Annotated in this window: 17 protein-coding genes; 11 read left to right on the top strand and 6 right to left on the bottom strand. The window is 48.8% G+C overall.

Annotation, left to right across the window (positions count from 1 at the left end; all coding sequences use genetic code 11):
- Nucleotides 1-67 precede the first annotated feature (67 nt).
- Nucleotides 68-1,246, top strand: a complete 1,179-nt coding sequence (locus H4I94_RS03960; RefSeq protein ID WP_261181538.1) for an acetyl-CoA C-acetyltransferase — start codon at nucleotides 68-70, stop codon at nucleotides 1,244-1,246.
- A gap of 80 nt (nucleotides 1,247-1,326) precedes the next feature.
- Here the strand turns inward: H4I94_RS03960 and H4I94_RS03955 are convergent, their stop codons facing one another.
- On the bottom strand, nucleotides 1,327-2,904 hold the full coding sequence (locus H4I94_RS03955; RefSeq protein ID WP_131273783.1) for a Na/Pi cotransporter family protein: 1,578 nt from the start codon (nucleotides 2,902-2,904) through the stop codon (nucleotides 1,327-1,329).
- A gap of 305 nt (nucleotides 2,905-3,209) precedes the next feature.
- Between H4I94_RS03955 and H4I94_RS03950 the strand changes: the two genes are divergently transcribed.
- A complete protein-coding gene (locus H4I94_RS03950; RefSeq protein WP_409976742.1) occupies nucleotides 3,210-3,461 on the top strand; it encodes a TIGR03643 family protein in 252 nt (83 codons plus the stop codon).
- Here the strand turns inward: H4I94_RS03950 and H4I94_RS03945 are convergent.
- Complete coding sequence (locus H4I94_RS03945; protein WP_131273782.1) at nucleotides 3,458-3,610, bottom strand: DUF2256 domain-containing protein; 153 nt, start codon at nucleotides 3,608-3,610, stop codon at nucleotides 3,458-3,460. The two genes, H4I94_RS03950 and H4I94_RS03945, sit on opposite strands and share 4 nt — an antisense overlap.
- A 3-nt stretch (nucleotides 3,611-3,613) precedes the next feature.
- Nucleotides 3,614-5,137, bottom strand: coding sequence for a cryptochrome/photolyase family protein (locus tag H4I94_RS03940; protein ID WP_261181537.1), 1,524 nt, complete (start codon nucleotides 5,135-5,137; stop codon nucleotides 3,614-3,616).
- A gap of 384 nt (nucleotides 5,138-5,521) precedes the next feature.
- Here H4I94_RS03940 and nudC point away from each other — a divergent pair, with 384 nt between their 5' ends.
- The 9 genes from nudC (at nucleotide 5,522) to H4I94_RS03895 (ending at nucleotide 14,652) form a co-directional block, all read left to right on the top strand.
- Entirely contained in the window at nucleotides 5,522-6,295 is a 774-nt protein-coding gene (nudC, locus tag H4I94_RS03935; RefSeq protein ID WP_261181536.1) for an NAD(+) diphosphatase, read from the top strand.
- Nucleotides 6,296-6,464: 169 nt separating this feature from the next.
- Complete coding sequence (locus H4I94_RS03930; protein WP_261181535.1) at nucleotides 6,465-7,013, top strand: lipocalin family protein; 549 nt, start codon at nucleotides 6,465-6,467, stop codon at nucleotides 7,011-7,013.
- Between the two features lie 138 nt (nucleotides 7,014-7,151).
- The gene (locus H4I94_RS03925; RefSeq protein ID WP_261181534.1) at nucleotides 7,152-8,138 is read left to right on the top strand and encodes an acyl-CoA desaturase; all 987 of its coding nucleotides are present in this window, start codon (nucleotides 7,152-7,154) and stop codon (nucleotides 8,136-8,138) included.
- Nucleotides 8,135-9,418, top strand: coding sequence for an NAD(P)/FAD-dependent oxidoreductase (locus H4I94_RS03920; RefSeq protein ID WP_261181533.1), 1,284 nt, complete (start codon nucleotides 8,135-8,137; stop codon nucleotides 9,416-9,418). Before H4I94_RS03925 ends, H4I94_RS03920 begins: the two co-directional genes overlap by 4 nt.
- A gap of 9 nt (nucleotides 9,419-9,427) precedes the next feature.
- Nucleotides 9,428-10,222, top strand: a complete 795-nt coding sequence (locus H4I94_RS03915; RefSeq protein WP_261181532.1) for a DUF1365 domain-containing protein — start codon at nucleotides 9,428-9,430, stop codon at nucleotides 10,220-10,222.
- Entirely contained in the window at nucleotides 10,219-11,415 is a 1,197-nt protein-coding gene (locus tag H4I94_RS03910) for an SAM-dependent methyltransferase (RefSeq protein WP_261181531.1), read from the top strand. Before H4I94_RS03915 ends, H4I94_RS03910 begins: the two co-directional genes overlap by 4 nt.
- A gap of 25 nt (nucleotides 11,416-11,440) precedes the next feature.
- Nucleotides 11,441-12,220 (top strand): DUF1295 domain-containing protein, encoded by a 780-nt coding sequence (locus H4I94_RS03905; protein ID WP_261181530.1) that lies wholly within the window; start codon nucleotides 11,441-11,443, stop codon nucleotides 12,218-12,220.
- 8 nt (nucleotides 12,221-12,228) lie between these two features.
- Nucleotides 12,229-13,278: an SAM-dependent methyltransferase gene (locus H4I94_RS03900; RefSeq protein ID WP_261181529.1), complete on the top strand. Its 1,050-nt coding sequence runs from the start codon at nucleotides 12,229-12,231 to the stop codon at nucleotides 13,276-13,278.
- Nucleotides 13,279-13,317: 39 nt separating this feature from the next.
- Nucleotides 13,318-14,652 carry a sensor histidine kinase gene (locus tag H4I94_RS03895; RefSeq protein WP_092819533.1) on the top strand — a complete coding sequence of 445 codons (1,335 nt, stop codon included), beginning with the start codon at nucleotides 13,318-13,320 and terminating at the stop codon, nucleotides 14,650-14,652.
- 5 nt (nucleotides 14,653-14,657) lie between these two features.
- Here the strand turns inward: H4I94_RS03895 and H4I94_RS03890 are convergent, their stop codons facing one another.
- Genes H4I94_RS03890 through H4I94_RS03880 form a run of 3 tightly spaced genes read right to left on the bottom strand, consistent with a single transcriptional unit; the run spans nucleotide 14,658 to nucleotide 16,404 of the window.
- Nucleotides 14,658-15,344 carry a response regulator transcription factor gene (locus H4I94_RS03890; RefSeq protein ID WP_131273775.1) on the bottom strand — a complete coding sequence of 229 codons (687 nt, stop codon included), beginning with the start codon at nucleotides 15,342-15,344 and terminating at the stop codon, nucleotides 14,658-14,660.
- Between the two features lie 11 nt (nucleotides 15,345-15,355).
- Nucleotides 15,356-15,856, bottom strand: a complete 501-nt coding sequence (locus H4I94_RS03885) for a chalcone isomerase family protein (protein WP_261181528.1) — start codon at nucleotides 15,854-15,856, stop codon at nucleotides 15,356-15,358.
- Nucleotides 15,832-16,404, bottom strand: a complete 573-nt coding sequence (locus H4I94_RS03880) for a nuclear transport factor 2 family protein (protein ID WP_261181990.1) — start codon at nucleotides 16,402-16,404, stop codon at nucleotides 15,832-15,834. Before H4I94_RS03880 ends, H4I94_RS03885 begins: the two co-directional genes overlap by 25 nt.
- Nucleotides 16,405-16,627: the final 223 nt, after the last annotated feature.

The raw sequence follows: 16,627 nt of genomic DNA, 5'->3' as shown, positions 1-16,627 counted from the left end.
ACTGCCGGTCTATAGTATCGAGGCGGGAGTATCAAGCAAGATGTAAGTTAAAAAATAGGAAATAAAAATGAAAGAAGTAGTGATTGTTGCCGCAAAACGTACTGCGATTGGAAGTTTTTTGGGTGGCCTGGCTAGCGTCAGTGCACCGCAGTTAGGAAAGGTGGTGATTGGTGCGGTATTAGACGCTGCCGGAGTGAAGCCAGAACAGGTAGATCAGGTCATTATGGGGAATGTATTGACTGCAGGTGTGGGACAGAATCCGGCACGACAGGCGGCAATTGCTGCGGGTATTCCGGTTTCAGTACCCGCTTCAACCTTGAATGTGGTATGTGGTTCGGGACTGCGCGCTGTTCATTTGGCCGCACAGGCCATTGCTACTGGTGAAGCCGATATTGTCGTGGCAGGTGGTCAGGAGTCGATGTCACAAAGTGCTCATATTATCCAGATGCGTAATGGACAGAAGATGGGCAATGCGCAGTTGGTGGATAGCATGGTCTATGATGGTCTGACCGATGTGTATAACCAGTATCACATGGGAATGACCGCTGAGAATATTGTGGAAAAACTGTCGATTAGCCGTGAATATCAGGATGCTTTGGCACTATCGTCTCAGCAGCGTGCAGTCAAAGCACAGGTAGAAGGGAAATTTGATGCGGAAATTGTGCCGGTTCAAGTGCCACAACGTAAAGGTGATCCCTTAGTTTTTGACCGTGATGAATATATCAAGGCCGAAACGAATGAACAGAGTCTAGCCAAGCTGCGCCCAGCCTTTAAAAAGGATGGCACTGTGACTGCAGGTAATGCCTCGGGGATTAATGATGGCGCAGCAGCCGTATTGGTGATGAGTGCCGATAAAGCAGCAGAGCTCGGTTTACAGCCACTAGCTAAAATTAAAGCTTATAGCATGTCGGGTATTGAACCGGAAGTGATGGGACTCGGTCCTGTAAATGCTGTGAGAAAGACGCTGGAAAAAGCAAGCTGGTCTTTGGATGAGGTTGATCTGGTTGAAGCCAATGAAGCCTTTGCCGCACAAGCTTTAGGGGTTGCGAAAGAACTGGGCCTGAATATGGACAAGGTCAATGTCAACGGCGGTGCCATTGCCTTAGGCCATCCGATTGGAGCCTCAGGCTGCCGAATTCTGGTCACGCTGTTACATGAAATGCAACGCAGTGAAAAGAAAAAAGGACTGGCGACCTTATGTATTGGTGGTGGAATGGGCGTTGCATTAGCAGTTGAGCGGCCTTAAACATTATTTCTGATTGCGAGAAACTTTGTTGCATAAAGATTTTCAAACCTACATATAAAAGCAGAGGGCGGCTTTCGATGTTAACGTTCGGCCAGCACCTTGGATAATCTTTTGGTATGGGCGATTAATCGGTCGAGCCAGCGTTTTGCAGCCAGCAGTTTTAAACTTCTGGCTGCACTCAACCGGTTCAATGTGGCATATTGCATCACTTCCTCACGTAAGGCAGCACGATGCTCATCGCTCCACTGTTTAAGATTGGCGACTTCCTGCTTGAAATTTTCAATCTTTTCAGCATTTTCTAAAAAATCCGGACGGGTGACATAATGCTCGAGAAGATTTAAAAAATCTAAAGCCACTTGATAAATCTGGGGTTGGGTGCGAATAGCCAGTGCATAGGGAACACCTTCCAGATCACTACGCAGAACCCGAATATAAACCATCATGCGTAATAAAGAGGTCAAGCGCTGTTTATCTTGTTGATACTCTGGCACCACAATTTTCTCTAAATAAAATTCAAGATGCTCGATTTCATCATCTAATTGCGGTAATTCTTTTGGGCTCAAATTGACCCCATCCTGAAAAGCACGACGTAATATCTCAAACATCTGCATCAGGATTTGATAGGCAACTTTTTCTGCAGCAATGATGGCCACGCTTGGCATCTCCAGATTGGATTCATCCAGAATTTCGAGCACACCGGACTTTTTCTGAGGCAAAAACTTGCATATGAGCTGATTAAAGGGATGGATCAAGGGCATAAAAATACATGCGCCCAGCAGGCTAAACAGGGTATGGAATGCCGCCACAATCACGACATCATCCCATGCCGCAATATATTGAACATGACGGTAGGCCCAGTTCAATAAGGGAATCAGCAAAAAGAAAGCAAATACGGCACTGATGAGGTTAAAAATCACATGCACCGCTGCAGTCCGTTTGGCATTTACTGAGCCGCCAATCACGGCCAGTACTGCAGTGGCAACTGTCCCGATATTTTGCCCGATCACCAGGAACAAGGCCTGCTGCAGGTCAATCGCACTACTGGCTAAAGCAGCCAAAGTCGCGGTAATGGCGGCACTGGAAGACTGCAGCAACACCGTCATGATCAGTCCGATCCAGACCAGAAACAGCTTCTGTCCAAATGAATCATAGTGAAAAATGGACAAATCAACTTGTTGAGCAAGACCTGACATCGCAAACTGTAATTGCTCAATCCCAAAGAAAATCAGGCCAAAACCTGCAAGCACAAAACCGGATAATGCCAAACGGCCATGCGTTAACAATTTGAGCAACGCGCCTACAGCAATCATGGGTAAGGCAAAAGTGGCGATAGAAAACTTCACCCCCAGCAAAGCCACCATCCAGCCGGTACTGGTTGTTCCGATATTGGCGCCAATAATCACTCCAATCGCCTGGGTAAAACTCAATACTCCAGCTCCGACAAAACCGATCGTCGCAAGTGTGGTGGCTGTAGAGGACTGGACAATCAGGGTCAGGCCAATACCGGAACAGAGTGATTTCAACGGCGTTCCGGTAAATTTGGTCAACCATACCCTTAAGGTTTCACCAGCCATATCTTTTAGGCTGTCGGTCATTAAAATCATGCCAATCAAGAACAAACCAATCCCGCCACAGAGCTGAGCAATAATTTCGAGCACAATTTCCCCAAGGTGTTTTTTAGCATCAGCATACCGTCTGCTACAGGGGATGTCATTAACATCGACCTGGGGTATAGGCTTTGGTAGTAGGTGCTTGGAGCACAGGTTGATCCCGAAAGCCATACAGGACTAAAAGAAAATAGAATCCCTAAAAATCACAAAATATTCATCTCCAGTTTTTTAGGATTAGGATGAATTTGGCCAGTTTCATCTGACCAAGACACGCAGAGAGATAAATTTAAATCTTATCTCTTAAATTTTATTTAAAGAATGAAAACAATCAGGGGCCTGTGGTGCGTCGAGTAATTGAATATGTGGGAGCGGACCTATCACGGATTATTGAAATGGCTTGGGAAGATCGAACCCCATTTGAAGCCATTCAACGTGAATTCGGTTTGAATGAAGCGGCGGTAATCCGCTTGATGCGGCAAAATATGAAACCCAGTAGCTTTAAAATGTGGCGTGAACGCGTGACTGGTCGAAAAACCAAGCATCTGCAGCTGCGTTCACCCGATGTGATCCGGGCCTATTGTTCACGGCAATACAAGCGTTTCTAAGCGTTTGATTTTGGCCGCCGTCTGGACTCACGTTTACATCGTTCAGAACAGTATCGTACTTCCTCCCAGCAGCGTTGCCATTTTTTGCGCCAGGTAAAAGGGCGTAAGCAGTGGATACATATTTTTTCAGGGAGATGCTGTTTTTTCATCGTTTATAACTCATCAATCCGGCTAAGAAGCTGCTGGGCATGGCTGATGATCTGCTGCCGATCTTTAAGTTTATCCAGCTGCCGATAGATCATACCCATACGTGGATGGGTACGGAATTTCACCTCGTGCCGGATCATGAAATACCAGTACAGGCTGTTGAACGGACAGCTGTCTGGCTCGGTACGGGTTTTGACATTGTAGCTACAGTGTTTGCAGTAATCTGACATCTTATGGATGTAATTGCCCGAAGCGGCATAGGGTTTGCTGGCCATCAAGCCGCCATCGGCATGCATCACCATGCCCAGCGTATTCGGCAGTTCTACCCATGCATAGGCATCGGCATAGACTGCCAGATACCACTCGCTGATCTGCTGCGGGTCTATACCAGTTAATAAGGCAAAATTGCCAGTCACCATCAAACGCTGGATATGATGTGCATAGGCATGCTGAAAGGTATTACCGAAACACTCCGCCATACAGTTCATCCGGGTACGGCCAGTCCAGTAAAATTGTGGCAGCGGTGCTGAGTGCTGTAGTGCATTGCGGCTGGCATATTCCGGCATGTACAGCCAGTAAATTCCGCGGACATATTCGCGCCAGCCGAGAATCTGCCGGATAAAACCTTCCACTGCATTCAGTGGTGCATGACCGGCATGGTAGGCAGCTTCTGCCGCATCACAGACTTCTCGGGGCAGCAGCAGTCCACAGTTCAGATAAGGCGAGAGCAGACTGTGAAACACCATGTCTGCGCCCTGAACCATGGCATCCTGATAATCGCCAAAATACGGCAAACTGTGGACAATGAAATGTTCCAATGCAAGCAGGGCATTGCTGCGCGTGGTGGCCCAGCGGAAATCGGCAAGGCTTCCAAGGTGATGGGAAAACTCGCGTTCAACCAGTTCCAGTACATCCAGATCAATCTGATCGCGTTCAAAGTGGAGTGGTATCGGCAATGGAGGATTGCCTGACCAGGCCTTGCGATTGGCACTGTCATAGTTCCATTGTTGTCCAAGCGGCTGTTGTCCCTGCATCAAGTAGCCGGTCTGTTTGCGCATTTCCCGATAAAAATATTCCATGCGCAGCGTCTGGTAGCGGCTGGCCCAGTGTCGGAACTGCTCCGGACTGCAGAAAAAACGCTCATCATTCAGGCACTGTACCGGCAGTTGCAGATGCTGGCTCCAGTGCTGTTCAATCTGCTGCTGCAGGCGGTATTCTCCGCATTGGGTCATGACCAGTTCTGTGACGGGGAACAGCTGTTGCTGTGCCTGCACAAAATCCAGCAGGCTACGAATCGGACTGCCGGACTGAAAAGCATGGTAACGTACACGCCAGCCTTCTGCCTTGAGCTCTTTGGCAAAATGACGCATGGCGCTAAAAATCAGGGCAATTTTCTGCGGATGATGGGCGACATAAGTCGCTTCCTCAACCACTTCGGCCATCAGGATCACATCCCGGGTACGGTCCAGCGCTTTGAGCGTAGCAAGCTGATGATGAAGCTGGTCACCCAGAATTAAACCGAAACGCATACCGATCTCAGAACCAGGGAAAGTGAACGCAGTGTAAATCCAGACAGTTCAATTTTTTGTGAAAATAAAGATCAACCCGCATGTTGAGTCAATTCAACTCTGCCAATTGAGCCGCTGGCATTGTACAGTAATCATGATTACTGCAATAACAGACCGTTCATCCCTATAACGCCAATGCCCGTTGATGAAACTCACTTCGCATGATTCCTTAATGCATATGCAGTGTGAAAATTATGTGATTTTAATCAAAAAGATACAAATTATTATGGTTGTAATTCAGGCAGCTTGCGCCTAGTATCTGGCTAGAAGTTACTCCATGTAAGCTTCCTTAGTTTTGTCCCATACACCCCTCTGTATGGGATTTTTTTTAATCAGGGAATTGTCATGAGCATGCATTCAAAAGCGTATATTTTTAGACAGCAGCAATTACTGGTGGATGAGCATTTTCAGTTGCCGCAGGTAGCCAGACTGCAACACGACCTGAACCTGACGGAAAATGGCGAGGTCATTGCTCGTGACCTGAAAGAAGACGAACCGGTGCCGCAAGGTTATCAGCTGGTTCCGATTAGACAACTGGTGCAAGTCTGGAGCAGACCGCAGTTTGAACAGGCCAGCCGTGCGGTACAATTACTGGAATGGCGCCGTAACCACCGCTTTTGCAGTAAATGCGGTCACGCCACCCAGCAGCACGTCAGCCAGTATGCCATGGTCTGTCCATCCTGTGGCTATAACCAGTATCCGCGGGTGAACCCCTGTGTGATTACCATCATTACCCGGGGTGCAAATGAAATTCTGCTGGCAAAAAATGCCCGCAACAAAACCCAGATGTACAGCCTGATTGCCGGCTTTGTTGAAGTCGGGGAAACCCTGGAAGAGGCAGTCCGCCGTGAAACGCTGGAAGAAGTGGGGCTGCAGATCAAGAATATTCAATATCTGGCCAGCCAGCCATGGCCGTTTCCCAGCAACCTGATGATGGCTTTCAAGGCGGAATATCATGCAGGGGACATCCAGATTCAGGAAAATGAACTCAGCGATGCGCAGTTTTTCAAATTTGATCAGTTACCCGAAATTCCGTTCAAGGGCAGTATCGCCTATGCCATGATTCAGCATGTGATGCATGGAACGCCTGTTGCAGATGACAGCAAAGAGTGGCTTTGAAACAGCAATCCTGTTTGGGGCTCTCAAATAAACTGCGCTAACGCACTGGGTCCTGAATATTCAGATGGCATTTCCTGACCAATAGACCCTGAATCGCAGCATTTGATCTTCACAGTTTGTTCACATCTAGCTGGGTTATCTTAAGGTTGTAATCAAACAAGGCTAAAAAATGAACATTCTATTCAAGTCTGTTTTTGCAGCGACGGTACTGGCCATCATCAGCTTAAGTACCACGACCCGAGCAGAAACTGCTGCGCCTCAGGCAGTCGATCAGGTGGATATCCAGCAGTATGCAGGCAAGTGGTATGAAATTGCGCATTTACCGATGTATTTTCAGCGTAAATGCGTCTCGGATATCACGGCGCAATATCGCCTCAATGCCGATCAGACCATGCGGGTCTTGAATAGTTGCCGGATTGGCAACGGTGAGATGATCAGTTCTGAAGGAGTTGCCTATCCGCAAAATGCGGGCAACAGCAAACTGAAGGTCAGTTTTTTGCCGCAAGGCTTAAGATGGATGCCATTTAGCAAAGGTCATTACTGGGTATTACGAGTAGACCCAGAATATAAAGTGGCACTGGTAGGTGGGCCAAGTAACAAATACCTGTGGATCTTGTCGCGTGAACCGCAACTGGATGAAGCCACTTATCAATCCTATCTGGAAACTGCAAAACATTATGGTTATGACGTGACAAAACTGATCAAATTGCCGCATTAATCTGTTACCCTTTTGCCGAACTGACCACGCTCTCTACACAGTTCGGCTTTTTTTTATTTACTTCACATAAAATTCATATCTGACTGATTACACTCATCAAATAGAATAAAGACAATCGCTTGAAAGTAGGATGAGTCCATGTTGAAAAGTCTGATGCGATGGATAGACAGCTGGTCTACACCCACACAGCCCAAAACACTGACAACTGAAAACAGTAAGATTCAGTGGCTGAGGATTTTACCCTTTATTCTATTACATCTGGCCTGTCTCGCCGTGTTCTGGGTGGGAGTGTCTTGGTTTGCGCTGGGATTTATGCTGCTGTTCTACCTGATCCGCATGTTTTCCATCACGGCGTTTTTTCATCGCTATCTGTCGCATAAAACCTTTCAGACCTCGCGCCCGGTACAGTTCCTGTTTGTATTACTGGGCACCATGAGTGCACAGCGTGGTCCACTATGGTGGGCGGCGCATCACCGTTATCACCACCGCTATACCGATACCTTGCAAGACCCGCATTCATCCACGCATGGTTTTTGGTATAGCCATGTCGGCTGGTTTCTGAATGAATATAATTTTGCTACGCGTAAAGAGGTGGTCAAGGACTGGCTGAAATATCCAGAACTGATCTGGCTGGACCGTTTCAGTTTGATTGTGGTACTGCTGACTGCGGGCGGGATTTATGCACTAGGCGAATGGCTGGCCATGGCTTTACCACAACTCGGCACCTCCGGCCTGCAATTGCTGGTCTGGGGCTTTGTGGTCTCCACCGTATTGCTGATCCATGCCACCTTATGTATTAACTCACTGGCGCATCATTACGGCAGCCGTGATTTTGATACGGACGATCACAGCCGCAACAATTTATTCCTGTCCATCATTACCTTGGGCGAAGGCTGGCATAACAACCATCATTACTATGCCGGTAGTACCCGGCAGGGTTTTTACTGGTGGCAGATTGATGTGACCTATTACCTGCTGAAACTCATGTCTTTGTTCGGGCTGGTCTGGGGACTAAAGCCGATTCCGGCACGGGTCTATGAAGCCAGTAAAATTGCCCAGGCTCGGAAACAGAAAAAAGCCGCTACGGCAGACACTCACACGATTCAATCGAAGGAATCACCATGAAAATTGCGATTATTGGTTCAGGTATTTCCGGTCTGTATGCCGCCTGGAAACTCAGCAAAGTGCATGACGTCACGGTGTTTGAAAAGAATAATTACTTTGGCGGTCATACCGATACCCATCAGTTCAACATAGACGGTGAACAGGTCGCAGTGGACAGTGGCTTTATTGTGTTTAACGAGCATAACTATCCGCTGTTCTGCGCCATGCTGAAAGAACTCGGGATTCAATCGCAAAGCAGTGACATGGGCTTTTCGGTGAACAATCAGGTCACGGGCTTGCAGTACAATCCATCGAAAAAATTCTCGCTGCTGTTTAGACCGCAAAACTTTTTAAAGGCTGATTTTCGCGCGATGTTGTCGGATCTGTTCCGCTTCTATGCGGCTAATAAAGATCTGGATGTGGAGCAGCTTGATGCACAGCTCAGTATTGATGAGTATCTGAATCAGCATGGCTATTCTGAAGCCTTCCGTCAGGAACATCTCTATCCGATGTGCGGGGCACTGTGGTCCTGTCCGGTGGAGCAAGCCGGACAGATTCCCTATAAGTTTGTGGTGAGCTTTTTCCAGCATCATCGCATGTTGCAACTAAAAGACCGTCCTTTGTGGCTTACGGTCAAGGGGGGATCAGCTCGCTACGTTCGTGCGATTCAGTCCCAGGCGAATATTACCTTCCGCAAGATGGGTGTTCTGCATGTATCCCGCAGTGCCAATGATGTACTAGTTGAAACAGCACAGGGCACCGAACGTTTTGACTGGGTCGTGTTTGCCAGCCATGCTGATGATAGTCTGAAATTACTGAAAGACCCTTCTGCGCAGGAACTGGATGTACTCGGTAAGTTCCGCTATCAGGATAACCGTATGGTGGTGCATTCCGATACCCGCATCATGCCCAAATCCAGACGCCAGTGGGCCAGCTGGCATGTGCATGTGACGCCGAGTCAGGCTGCTGAACATACCCCATTCCAGCACAGCGGCATTCATTATGGTTTTAGTTACTGGATGAACCAGCTGCAGAACCTGAAATGCAAAACCCAGGTCTTTGCCACCCTGAATCCTAATTTTGCCCTGGATCCGAAAAAAGTCTGGGTAGAGCGGTATTACCGCCATCCGGTGTTTGATGCCCCGGCGATTGAAGCACAACAACGCTGGAGCGAGGTCAATGCCCAGAACCGCACCTCATACTGTGGCGCCTACTGGGGCTGGGGCTTTCACGAAGATGGGGCGCGCAGCGCAGCCTGGGTGGTCGATCAGCTATTGCAGCAGACTGAGCAGGTGGCCTAGGAGCACATGATGCAGATCTATCCACTGGCGATCGCCGCTGCCGAAATTCGGCATCGCCGTTATTTGCCCAAAGCCCATGCTTTTGAGACCCAGCTGACCTATTTATGGTTTGATCCGGATCAACTCTCGACCTTTACCCGAAAATCCTGGCTGTGGTCCTCTAGCCGCTGGAATTTCCTGACCCTGGATGAGCGTGACTTTCTGACCATGGAATGTGGTTCGATTCGGCAGAAGGTCGCACGCCTGCTGATCAAGCGGGAAAACTATCTGTTATCGCATGCCGCTTCCATCCGGGTGCTGGCTTTGCCGCGCACACTCGGCTTTCGCTTTAATTCCGTGGTGTTTTATCTGGTCTTTGGTGCCACCGATCAACTGCTCTTTGTCCTCAGCGAAATCACCAACACACCGTGGAATGAACGTCAGGTCTATATCCACGACTGCCGGAACAATACAGCTGAACATGCTCCGTACCAGAGCCACCAGTTTGATTTTAAAAAGGCTTTCCATGTATCGCCGTTCATGCCGATGACACTGGATTACCGCTGGCGCTTCAGCTTCTCCGATCAGCAGAACGTGATTCATATGCAGCTGTTTGAGCAGGACGTGCTGCAATTTGACGCCACCCTGAAATTTTCCCTGCAGGCCATCACGGTTCCTTCACAGCAGCATCGCTATGCTGTGCTGAAAGTTCTTGAACCCTTCAGGATGGTCAGCGGAATTTATTTGCATGCCTTTCGTTTATGGAAAAAGAAAATTCCGTTTTACCGGCATCCTAAAAAAGAAAAAGGAAACACATTGCAATGAAAACACTATTCATGGGAGAACAAAGCACACTGCCGGTGGTATTACGGCATTTGCTGAAATTACGGCATGGTCAGCTGATTTTTAAAGGCGTCTGGAACGGGCCGGTCGGGGAAAACAGCGATCTGCAGGCCGTGATTCAGGTGCATGATGCCCGTCTGATGGAACTGTTGTTCCGTAATGGTGTGCTTGGTGCAGCAGAGGGTTTTATCCGCGGTTACTGGAGCAGTGAAGATCTGGTGGATGTGATCCGCATTCTGGCACGAAACCGCGATGTACTGGACCGGATGAACCAGAATGCCGTGGCCAAGGCCAGCCAGTTGCTGTTAAAGCTCTGGTACCAATCGCGCAAGAACTCGATTGATGGCAGCCGCAAAAATATTGCCGAACATTATGACCTGAGCAATGACTTTTTCAAGCTGTTCCTGGATAGCAGCATGATGTATTCCAGTGCGGTGTTTAAAGAGCCGGGCATGAGCCTGGAACAGGCTTCGGATTATAAAAAAGAGCTGATCTGCCAGAAACTCAAGCTGAAACCGATGGATCATTTGGTCGAAATTGGCAGTGGCTGGGGCGGTTTTGCCATTTATGCCGCACAGCAGTATGGCTGTAAAGTCACCACCATCACCATTTCCAAGGCACAGTACGATGAAGCCGTAGCTCGGGTCGCTGCTGCCGGACTGTCACATCGCGTCACTGTCCAGCTGAAAGATTACCGTCTACTGGAAGGCAAATACGACAAGCTGGTGTCGATTGAAATGATCGAGGCCGTGGGTGAGCAGTATTTGCCGACCTATTTCCGCAAATGCCGTGAATTGCTAAAGCCGAATGGTCTAGCGCTGATTCAGGCCATCACCATTGAAGATGCCCGCTATGCCAAAGCCCTGAATACCGTGGACTACATCAAGCGCTATATCTTCCCGGGCAGTTTTATTCCTTGCATCAGTGTCATGACCCAGGCCGCGTCCGAGCAAAAACTGCGTCTCAAGCATCTGGAAGATATCGGTCTGAGCTATGCCCAAACCTTGAACTGCTGGCGTCAGCGTTTTCTGGAGCAGCGTGATCAGGTACGGGCGCTTGGCTTTGATGAGCGCTTTATCCGCATGTGGGATTTTTATTTGTGTTATTGCGAAGGTGGCTTCCGCGAAGGCGTGATCAGTGATGTGCATCTGCTGTTCGAAGCCAGTGCTTACTAAGCCGAGATGAAACAGGAGGGCGAACATGCTGCTGAATTTACTGGTGCTGAATGTCTTTATCATGTTCTGTAGCTGGCTGCTGGTGACCTATAACCAGCGTGCAGGACTGGTCGATGTGGCCTGGAGTTTTAGTATTGCACTCAACGTCATTATCGCGGCCTGGGTGATGGAAACTGCACCGCTGCTGGTTCGGGTATTTCTGGGCGTGTTTAGCGGCATCTGGTTTTTACGCCTGACCTGGCATCTGCTGCGCCGTTATGCCAATGAAACCAAGGAAGACACCCGCTATGCCAATATGCGCCGGGCCATGGGCAGTTATCAGCATCTCGGTTTTCTGGCTTTTTTTCTGTTTCAGGCCGGGCTGGTGGTGCTGTTTTCCTATCCGATGCTGGAGCTGCTCAGCATTCCGGTCCAGCAATGGAATGACTGGACTCCCTATGCCGTACTGATAGCAGGCCTGATTATGCTGCTGGCACTGATCGGGGAAAGCACGGCCGACCAGCAGCTCTACCGTTTCAAGCTCGATCCGCAAAACCGGGGCAGAACCCTGGATCGGGGACTGTGGAAATATTCACGCCATCCAAACTATTTTTTTGAATGGCTGCACTGGTTTGCCTATCCGGTTCTCGGTCTGGCGGCAGGTGTGTATGGATTATGGCTGTATCCGCTGCTGATGTGGCTGTTTCTGTACTACATCACCGGTATTCCCTTTAGTGAACAACAGGCGCTGGCCCATCGCGGCGACAACTATAAAGACTATCAACGACGAACTTCAATGTTCATTCCGTGGCCACCCAAAGAGTAGGTAAATACATGGACTTTATGATTCAACAATCTTTAAAACTGGTCGAAAGTGGCAAACTGCCCGATCCGGTGATTCGGGCCGGCATTCGCAGCTTAAGCAAAAAACGTCTGGCACAGGAAGGACGCTTCGACCCGGCACTGGCAGCCCGGCGCTATATGGATGTGCTGCATATGCTGAAAAACAGCGAGATTGCCATCGAGACCGACAAAGCTAATGAACAGCATTATGAACTGCCCACCGCATTTTTCCAGGCGGTGCTGGGCAAGCGTCTGAAATACAGCGCCAGCCTGTTTGAACATGCGCATACCACGCTGGATCAGGCGGAAGAAGCCGCGCTGGCCAGCTATTGCCAGCGTGCACAGCTGCAGGATGGACAGGATATTCTGGAAATAGGCTGTGGCTGGGGTTCTTTCAGTCTGTACATGGCCGAGCACTATCCCAAGGCCCGCATTACCGTGGTGTCGAACTCCTCGACCCAACGCCAGTACATTCAAGAACAGGCCAATCTGAAAAAACTAGAAAACCTGACGGTGATGACCTGCGACGTCAATGTACTGCAACTGGAAGCTGCTGCTTTCGACCGTGTGGTTTCGGTGGAAATGTTTGAACATGTACGTAATTACCAAAAACTGTTTGAAAATATCAGCACCTGGCTGAAAGCAGATGGCTTGCTGTGGTGCCATATTTTCTGTCACCGTTTCCTGCATTATCCGTTTGAAGTGAAAAATGAATTTGACTGGATGTCAAAATATTTCTTTAGTGGCGGTCTGATGCCTGCAGCCTCAACCTTCCTGCATTTCCAGCAGCATTTGCAGCTGGAACAGCACTGGCAATGGGCAGGCACCCAATATGAACGCACCGCAAATGCCTGGCTGGAGAATATGGACCAAAAGCAGGCCGAACTGCAGCCCTTGTTTGAACAGACCTATGGTGCAGATGCTGCAATCTGGTGGCAGCGCTGGCGAATTTTCTTTATGGCCTGTGCCGAACTATTTGGTTATGACCATGGTCGTGAATGGGTGATCGGCCACTTTCTGTTTAAGAAAAAAGTCATATAATTGAACGATGAATCGGATGGGCCAGCGGGGAATAGACCAATGTTAAGGCTGTTTAGGGACAAACGCGATCATCCGCTGGGTGAGGTGTTTAACCGCTACTACTGGCTGCAAATCGGATTCATTGCCCTGTCTGTAGTGATCGGGATAGGCTGTAGTGCCTGGGTAATCAAGGGTTCCTTGCTCAGAACTGCGCTGGAACAGGAAATGTCACACTACTGGCAGCGGCTGGAACGTAATCCAGCTGCTGAACTGCCCGACACCAAAAACCTGTATGGTTACCGCTGGAACGATGTGCCGCCGGTCCAATTTCGCCACATGCAGCTTGAGCAAGGGGTGAACCGGCATTTTGTCGATGGCAAGGAGCGCATGACCGTTTATGGTGAAAAAGACGGACAGCATGTGCTGCTGGTGTTTGGCGAAAGCAACGTCAACAAGCTGGTCTGGCTGTTTGGTCTAGCACCGCTGATGGTCAGCCTGTTTGTGCTGTATAGTGTGCTGTGGTGGTGGAACCGCCGTGCGCGGCGCTATTTTTCCCCCATTACCCGCCTGGCCAATGCACTGGAGCATATTGACTGGGAACACCAAAAAAATCAGGCTTCGCCGTTTCAGGACATCCGTACCGACTCCAATCTGGAAGCGGAATATCTGAAACAGGCGCTGGAAAAATACCATCAGGTGCTTAGTGAGTTTATTCATCGTGAACGCGAATTTACCGGTGATGTCAGCCATGAACTGCGCACGCCACTGACCATTTTAAAGGGCAATGTGCAGCTGTGTCAGGCACGCTATGGCGACAACAAGTCCTTTACCCGCCTGCATAATACCATTGAGGACATGCAGCTATTGGTCGATACTTTGCTGGCGATTGCCCGCAATACTACTAATACCTTAACCGCTGAACCGACCATGCTTTCAGAATGTCTGGACAATCTGGTGCAGGATCTGGACAGTGTCAGTCATAACAAAGGCATACAGATTGAGCTGCAAAAAGATCTCGATGAACAGCCGCGTAAACTTTATCCGTCGATGACCAAAATGGTGTTTGGCAATATTCTGCGCAATGCGCTGAACTATTCACAAGGCACAGAAATTGATGTGATTCTGCAAAAAAATAAAGTGCTGATTGCTGACAATGGGGTCGGCATTCCTTTACCAAATAACGCCAAAGTCCAGGAGCTTTCCGGGCAGCAGCTGCAACTGGAAATCAAGGGACATGGCATTGGCCTGCAACTGGTACAGAAGCTGTGCAAGCAGTTGGGCTGGCGGGTGGAGCTGTTTGACCGGCAGTATTATCTCGGCACCCATCAGGATGTCGATCTGGCGATGACCACCGGACTGATTGTGGTGGTGTATTTAAACGAGGTTTCCGCCTGAACAGTTTAAGGCTCTAAAGCAATCTTTAAACCGACACCGGATATGGTATGAATCAGCTTCTGCTCAAAAGGCTTGTCGACCATCTTACGCAGATTATAGATATGACTGCGTAAAGCATCACTTTCCGGCTCTTCATCGCCCCAAAGCTCCATCATGATTTCCTGTTTGGTCAGCACTTTAGGTGAATGGCGCATCAGCAATTTTAGCAGTTTAAACTGAATTGGAGGCAGCTCAATGCTCTGACCAGCCCGGGTCAACTGCTGTCTGGCCGGGTCCAGAACCAAATCGTGAATTTGCAGACGGCTACTAGAAACTTCACCCAGCGAACGCTTGATCAGGGCTCTGACCCGCACCACCAGCTCGTTAAAGTCAAAGGGCTTGACCAGGTAATCATCCGTGCCGGAATTGAAGCCTTTGAGCTTGTCATCCAGGGTATCCCGGGCAGTCAGCATCAGCACCGGCAGGTCCAGACCTTCTTCATGACGCAGCCATTCACACAGTTCATAACCGGAACCGTCCGGCAGGTTAATATCCAGCAGCAAGATATGATAGCGCTGCTGTTTCAGTAACTGGCGCGCAGCATTCAGATTCCGTGCATGATCCACCACAAAATCATGTTCTTCCAGAAACTCGCATAAGGTAGAAGCCAGTTCATAATGGTCTTCAACCATCAGGATAAAATGTTTGGACATAGTCGCGGATACTAATTTAATAATTGCTGTTTTAATTTAGCACTAAATGGCTGCGGACCAAGCCATATATTAAAATATTGCTGGGCCAGCGGATGCTGCAGCTGTCCTAAATTTTTCCGGTTGAGGGATAAACTCAGGGTTTGCGTGACATGGCTGTATTTCAAGCGGTACAGATCACCTGATCTGACCGGACGATACAAATCGCTGATCGGCTTGAAAATGACCTGGATGTTGGGGTCTTTGACGTTACGCTTGAGCAGATGCGTGGCGGCACGCTTGAATGCCCATTCCGGAATATTCTGGGTATAGGCAAAGTCCATCTGGATGGTCTGCTCTTGCCAGGACTGGCTACAGTTTTGGGCAAAATAACTGGCCATACCAACCTGTTTTTGACCCACCATCAGCGGACCATTGCCACATTCATTCAAGTTTTGTGCCTGCGCCCATGGACTGAAGCTACATCCCAGCAGTAACGCCGTGCTGACCGCTATTTTTTGAAAGGCAGTAGCCATGAATAGACCCCTCCGACATAAGGCAGGGAACGGTACAGGCCATTCGCAGGGTCCCAGAAATCCTGCTGGAAAATAATCTTGTTGTCCGCGTTGACCTTAATTTCGCTGATGCCAAAAGAATCCATGCTGCGGGTCGTGCCGAACATCTTAAAATCATAGGCCATATGCCAGTGCACATAGGCAGAATCCTGATGATAAGAGGTGTTTAACAGCTTGACACTGACATTGCTGACCCGTTTGTTCATACCCTGAAAATGCTGGACCAGATTTTGCTTGGATGAAAACTGCGACAGGGTATCGTTAATGAACAGTTTATCGGCATACAGCGAGCCGGCTCGTTCCACAAAGGCCGGTGTGCCCAAAGTATTAAATGCTGAGGTAAACCGGGTGCCAATATCCAGCGCTTTTTCCCCATCCAGGGCTACCCCCTGAACAGCGCTTCTGGATTTTGCATAATCGGCTGAATAACTGGAAATACTTTGACATCCGGTCAAAGATAGTAGCGGTAAGGACAAGGCCGCTGCCATTATTTTCTTAACATGTTTCATCATCACTGTCCGGCTTAAATTTATGTATTCACTCTAGATAAAGAGTCGTGAACAGAATGTGAAGAGGAAAGCTGTCCCTATTGTTAGGATAGGGAGATTCCAACCTTTGCTTCTAACAAAGATGGGCTTAAAAATAATGCATCATTGCGCATGATGAAAGAGAGCTAAAAATGGCGCTGTACGTTCTGCTATCGTTGCACTGTGTCCATTGATTCATGTTCGG

The sequence above is a fragment of the Acinetobacter sp. T_3_1 genome (assembly GCF_025377055.1).
Lineage (GTDB): Bacteria > Pseudomonadota > Gammaproteobacteria > Pseudomonadales > Moraxellaceae > Acinetobacter > Acinetobacter kookii.
This window is presented reverse-complemented; position numbering and strand designations above follow the sequence as displayed.

Excerpts from the sequence above, each read along its gene's own strand:
- H4I94_RS03915 (WP_261181532.1), top strand. The coding sequence starts at position 9,428 with ATGCAGATCTATCCACTGGCGATCGCCGCTGCCGAAATTCGGCATCGC.
- H4I94_RS03890 (WP_131273775.1), bottom strand. The coding sequence starts at position 15,344 with ATGTCCAAACATTTTATCCTGATGGTTGAAGACCATTATGAACTGGCT.
- H4I94_RS03945 (WP_131273782.1), bottom strand. The coding sequence starts at position 3,610 with ATGAAAAAACAGCATCTCCCTGAAAAAATATGTATCCACTGCTTACGC.
- H4I94_RS03925 (WP_261181534.1), top strand. The coding sequence starts at position 7,152 with ATGTTGAAAAGTCTGATGCGATGGATAGACAGCTGGTCTACACCCACA.
- H4I94_RS03930 (WP_261181535.1), top strand. The coding sequence starts at position 6,465 with ATGAACATTCTATTCAAGTCTGTTTTTGCAGCGACGGTACTGGCCATC.
- nudC (WP_261181536.1), top strand. The coding sequence starts at position 5,522 with ATGAGCATGCATTCAAAAGCGTATATTTTTAGACAGCAGCAATTACTG.
- H4I94_RS03880 (WP_261181990.1), bottom strand. The coding sequence starts at position 16,404 with ATGAAACATGTTAAGAAAATAATGGCAGCGGCCTTGTCCTTACCGCTA.
- H4I94_RS03905 (WP_261181530.1), top strand. The coding sequence starts at position 11,441 with ATGCTGCTGAATTTACTGGTGCTGAATGTCTTTATCATGTTCTGTAGC.
- H4I94_RS03910 (WP_261181531.1), top strand. The coding sequence starts at position 10,219 with ATGAAAACACTATTCATGGGAGAACAAAGCACACTGCCGGTGGTATTA.
- H4I94_RS03920 (WP_261181533.1), top strand. The coding sequence starts at position 8,135 with ATGAAAATTGCGATTATTGGTTCAGGTATTTCCGGTCTGTATGCCGCC.
- H4I94_RS03885 (WP_261181528.1), bottom strand. The coding sequence starts at position 15,856 with ATGGCTACTGCCTTTCAAAAAATAGCGGTCAGCACGGCGTTACTGCTG.
- H4I94_RS03895 (WP_092819533.1), top strand. The coding sequence starts at position 13,318 with ATGTTAAGGCTGTTTAGGGACAAACGCGATCATCCGCTGGGTGAGGTG.
- H4I94_RS03960 (WP_261181538.1), top strand. The coding sequence starts at position 68 with ATGAAAGAAGTAGTGATTGTTGCCGCAAAACGTACTGCGATTGGAAGT.
- H4I94_RS03900 (WP_261181529.1), top strand. The coding sequence starts at position 12,229 with ATGGACTTTATGATTCAACAATCTTTAAAACTGGTCGAAAGTGGCAAA.
- H4I94_RS03940 (WP_261181537.1), bottom strand. The coding sequence starts at position 5,137 with ATGCGTTTCGGTTTAATTCTGGGTGACCAGCTTCATCATCAGCTTGCT.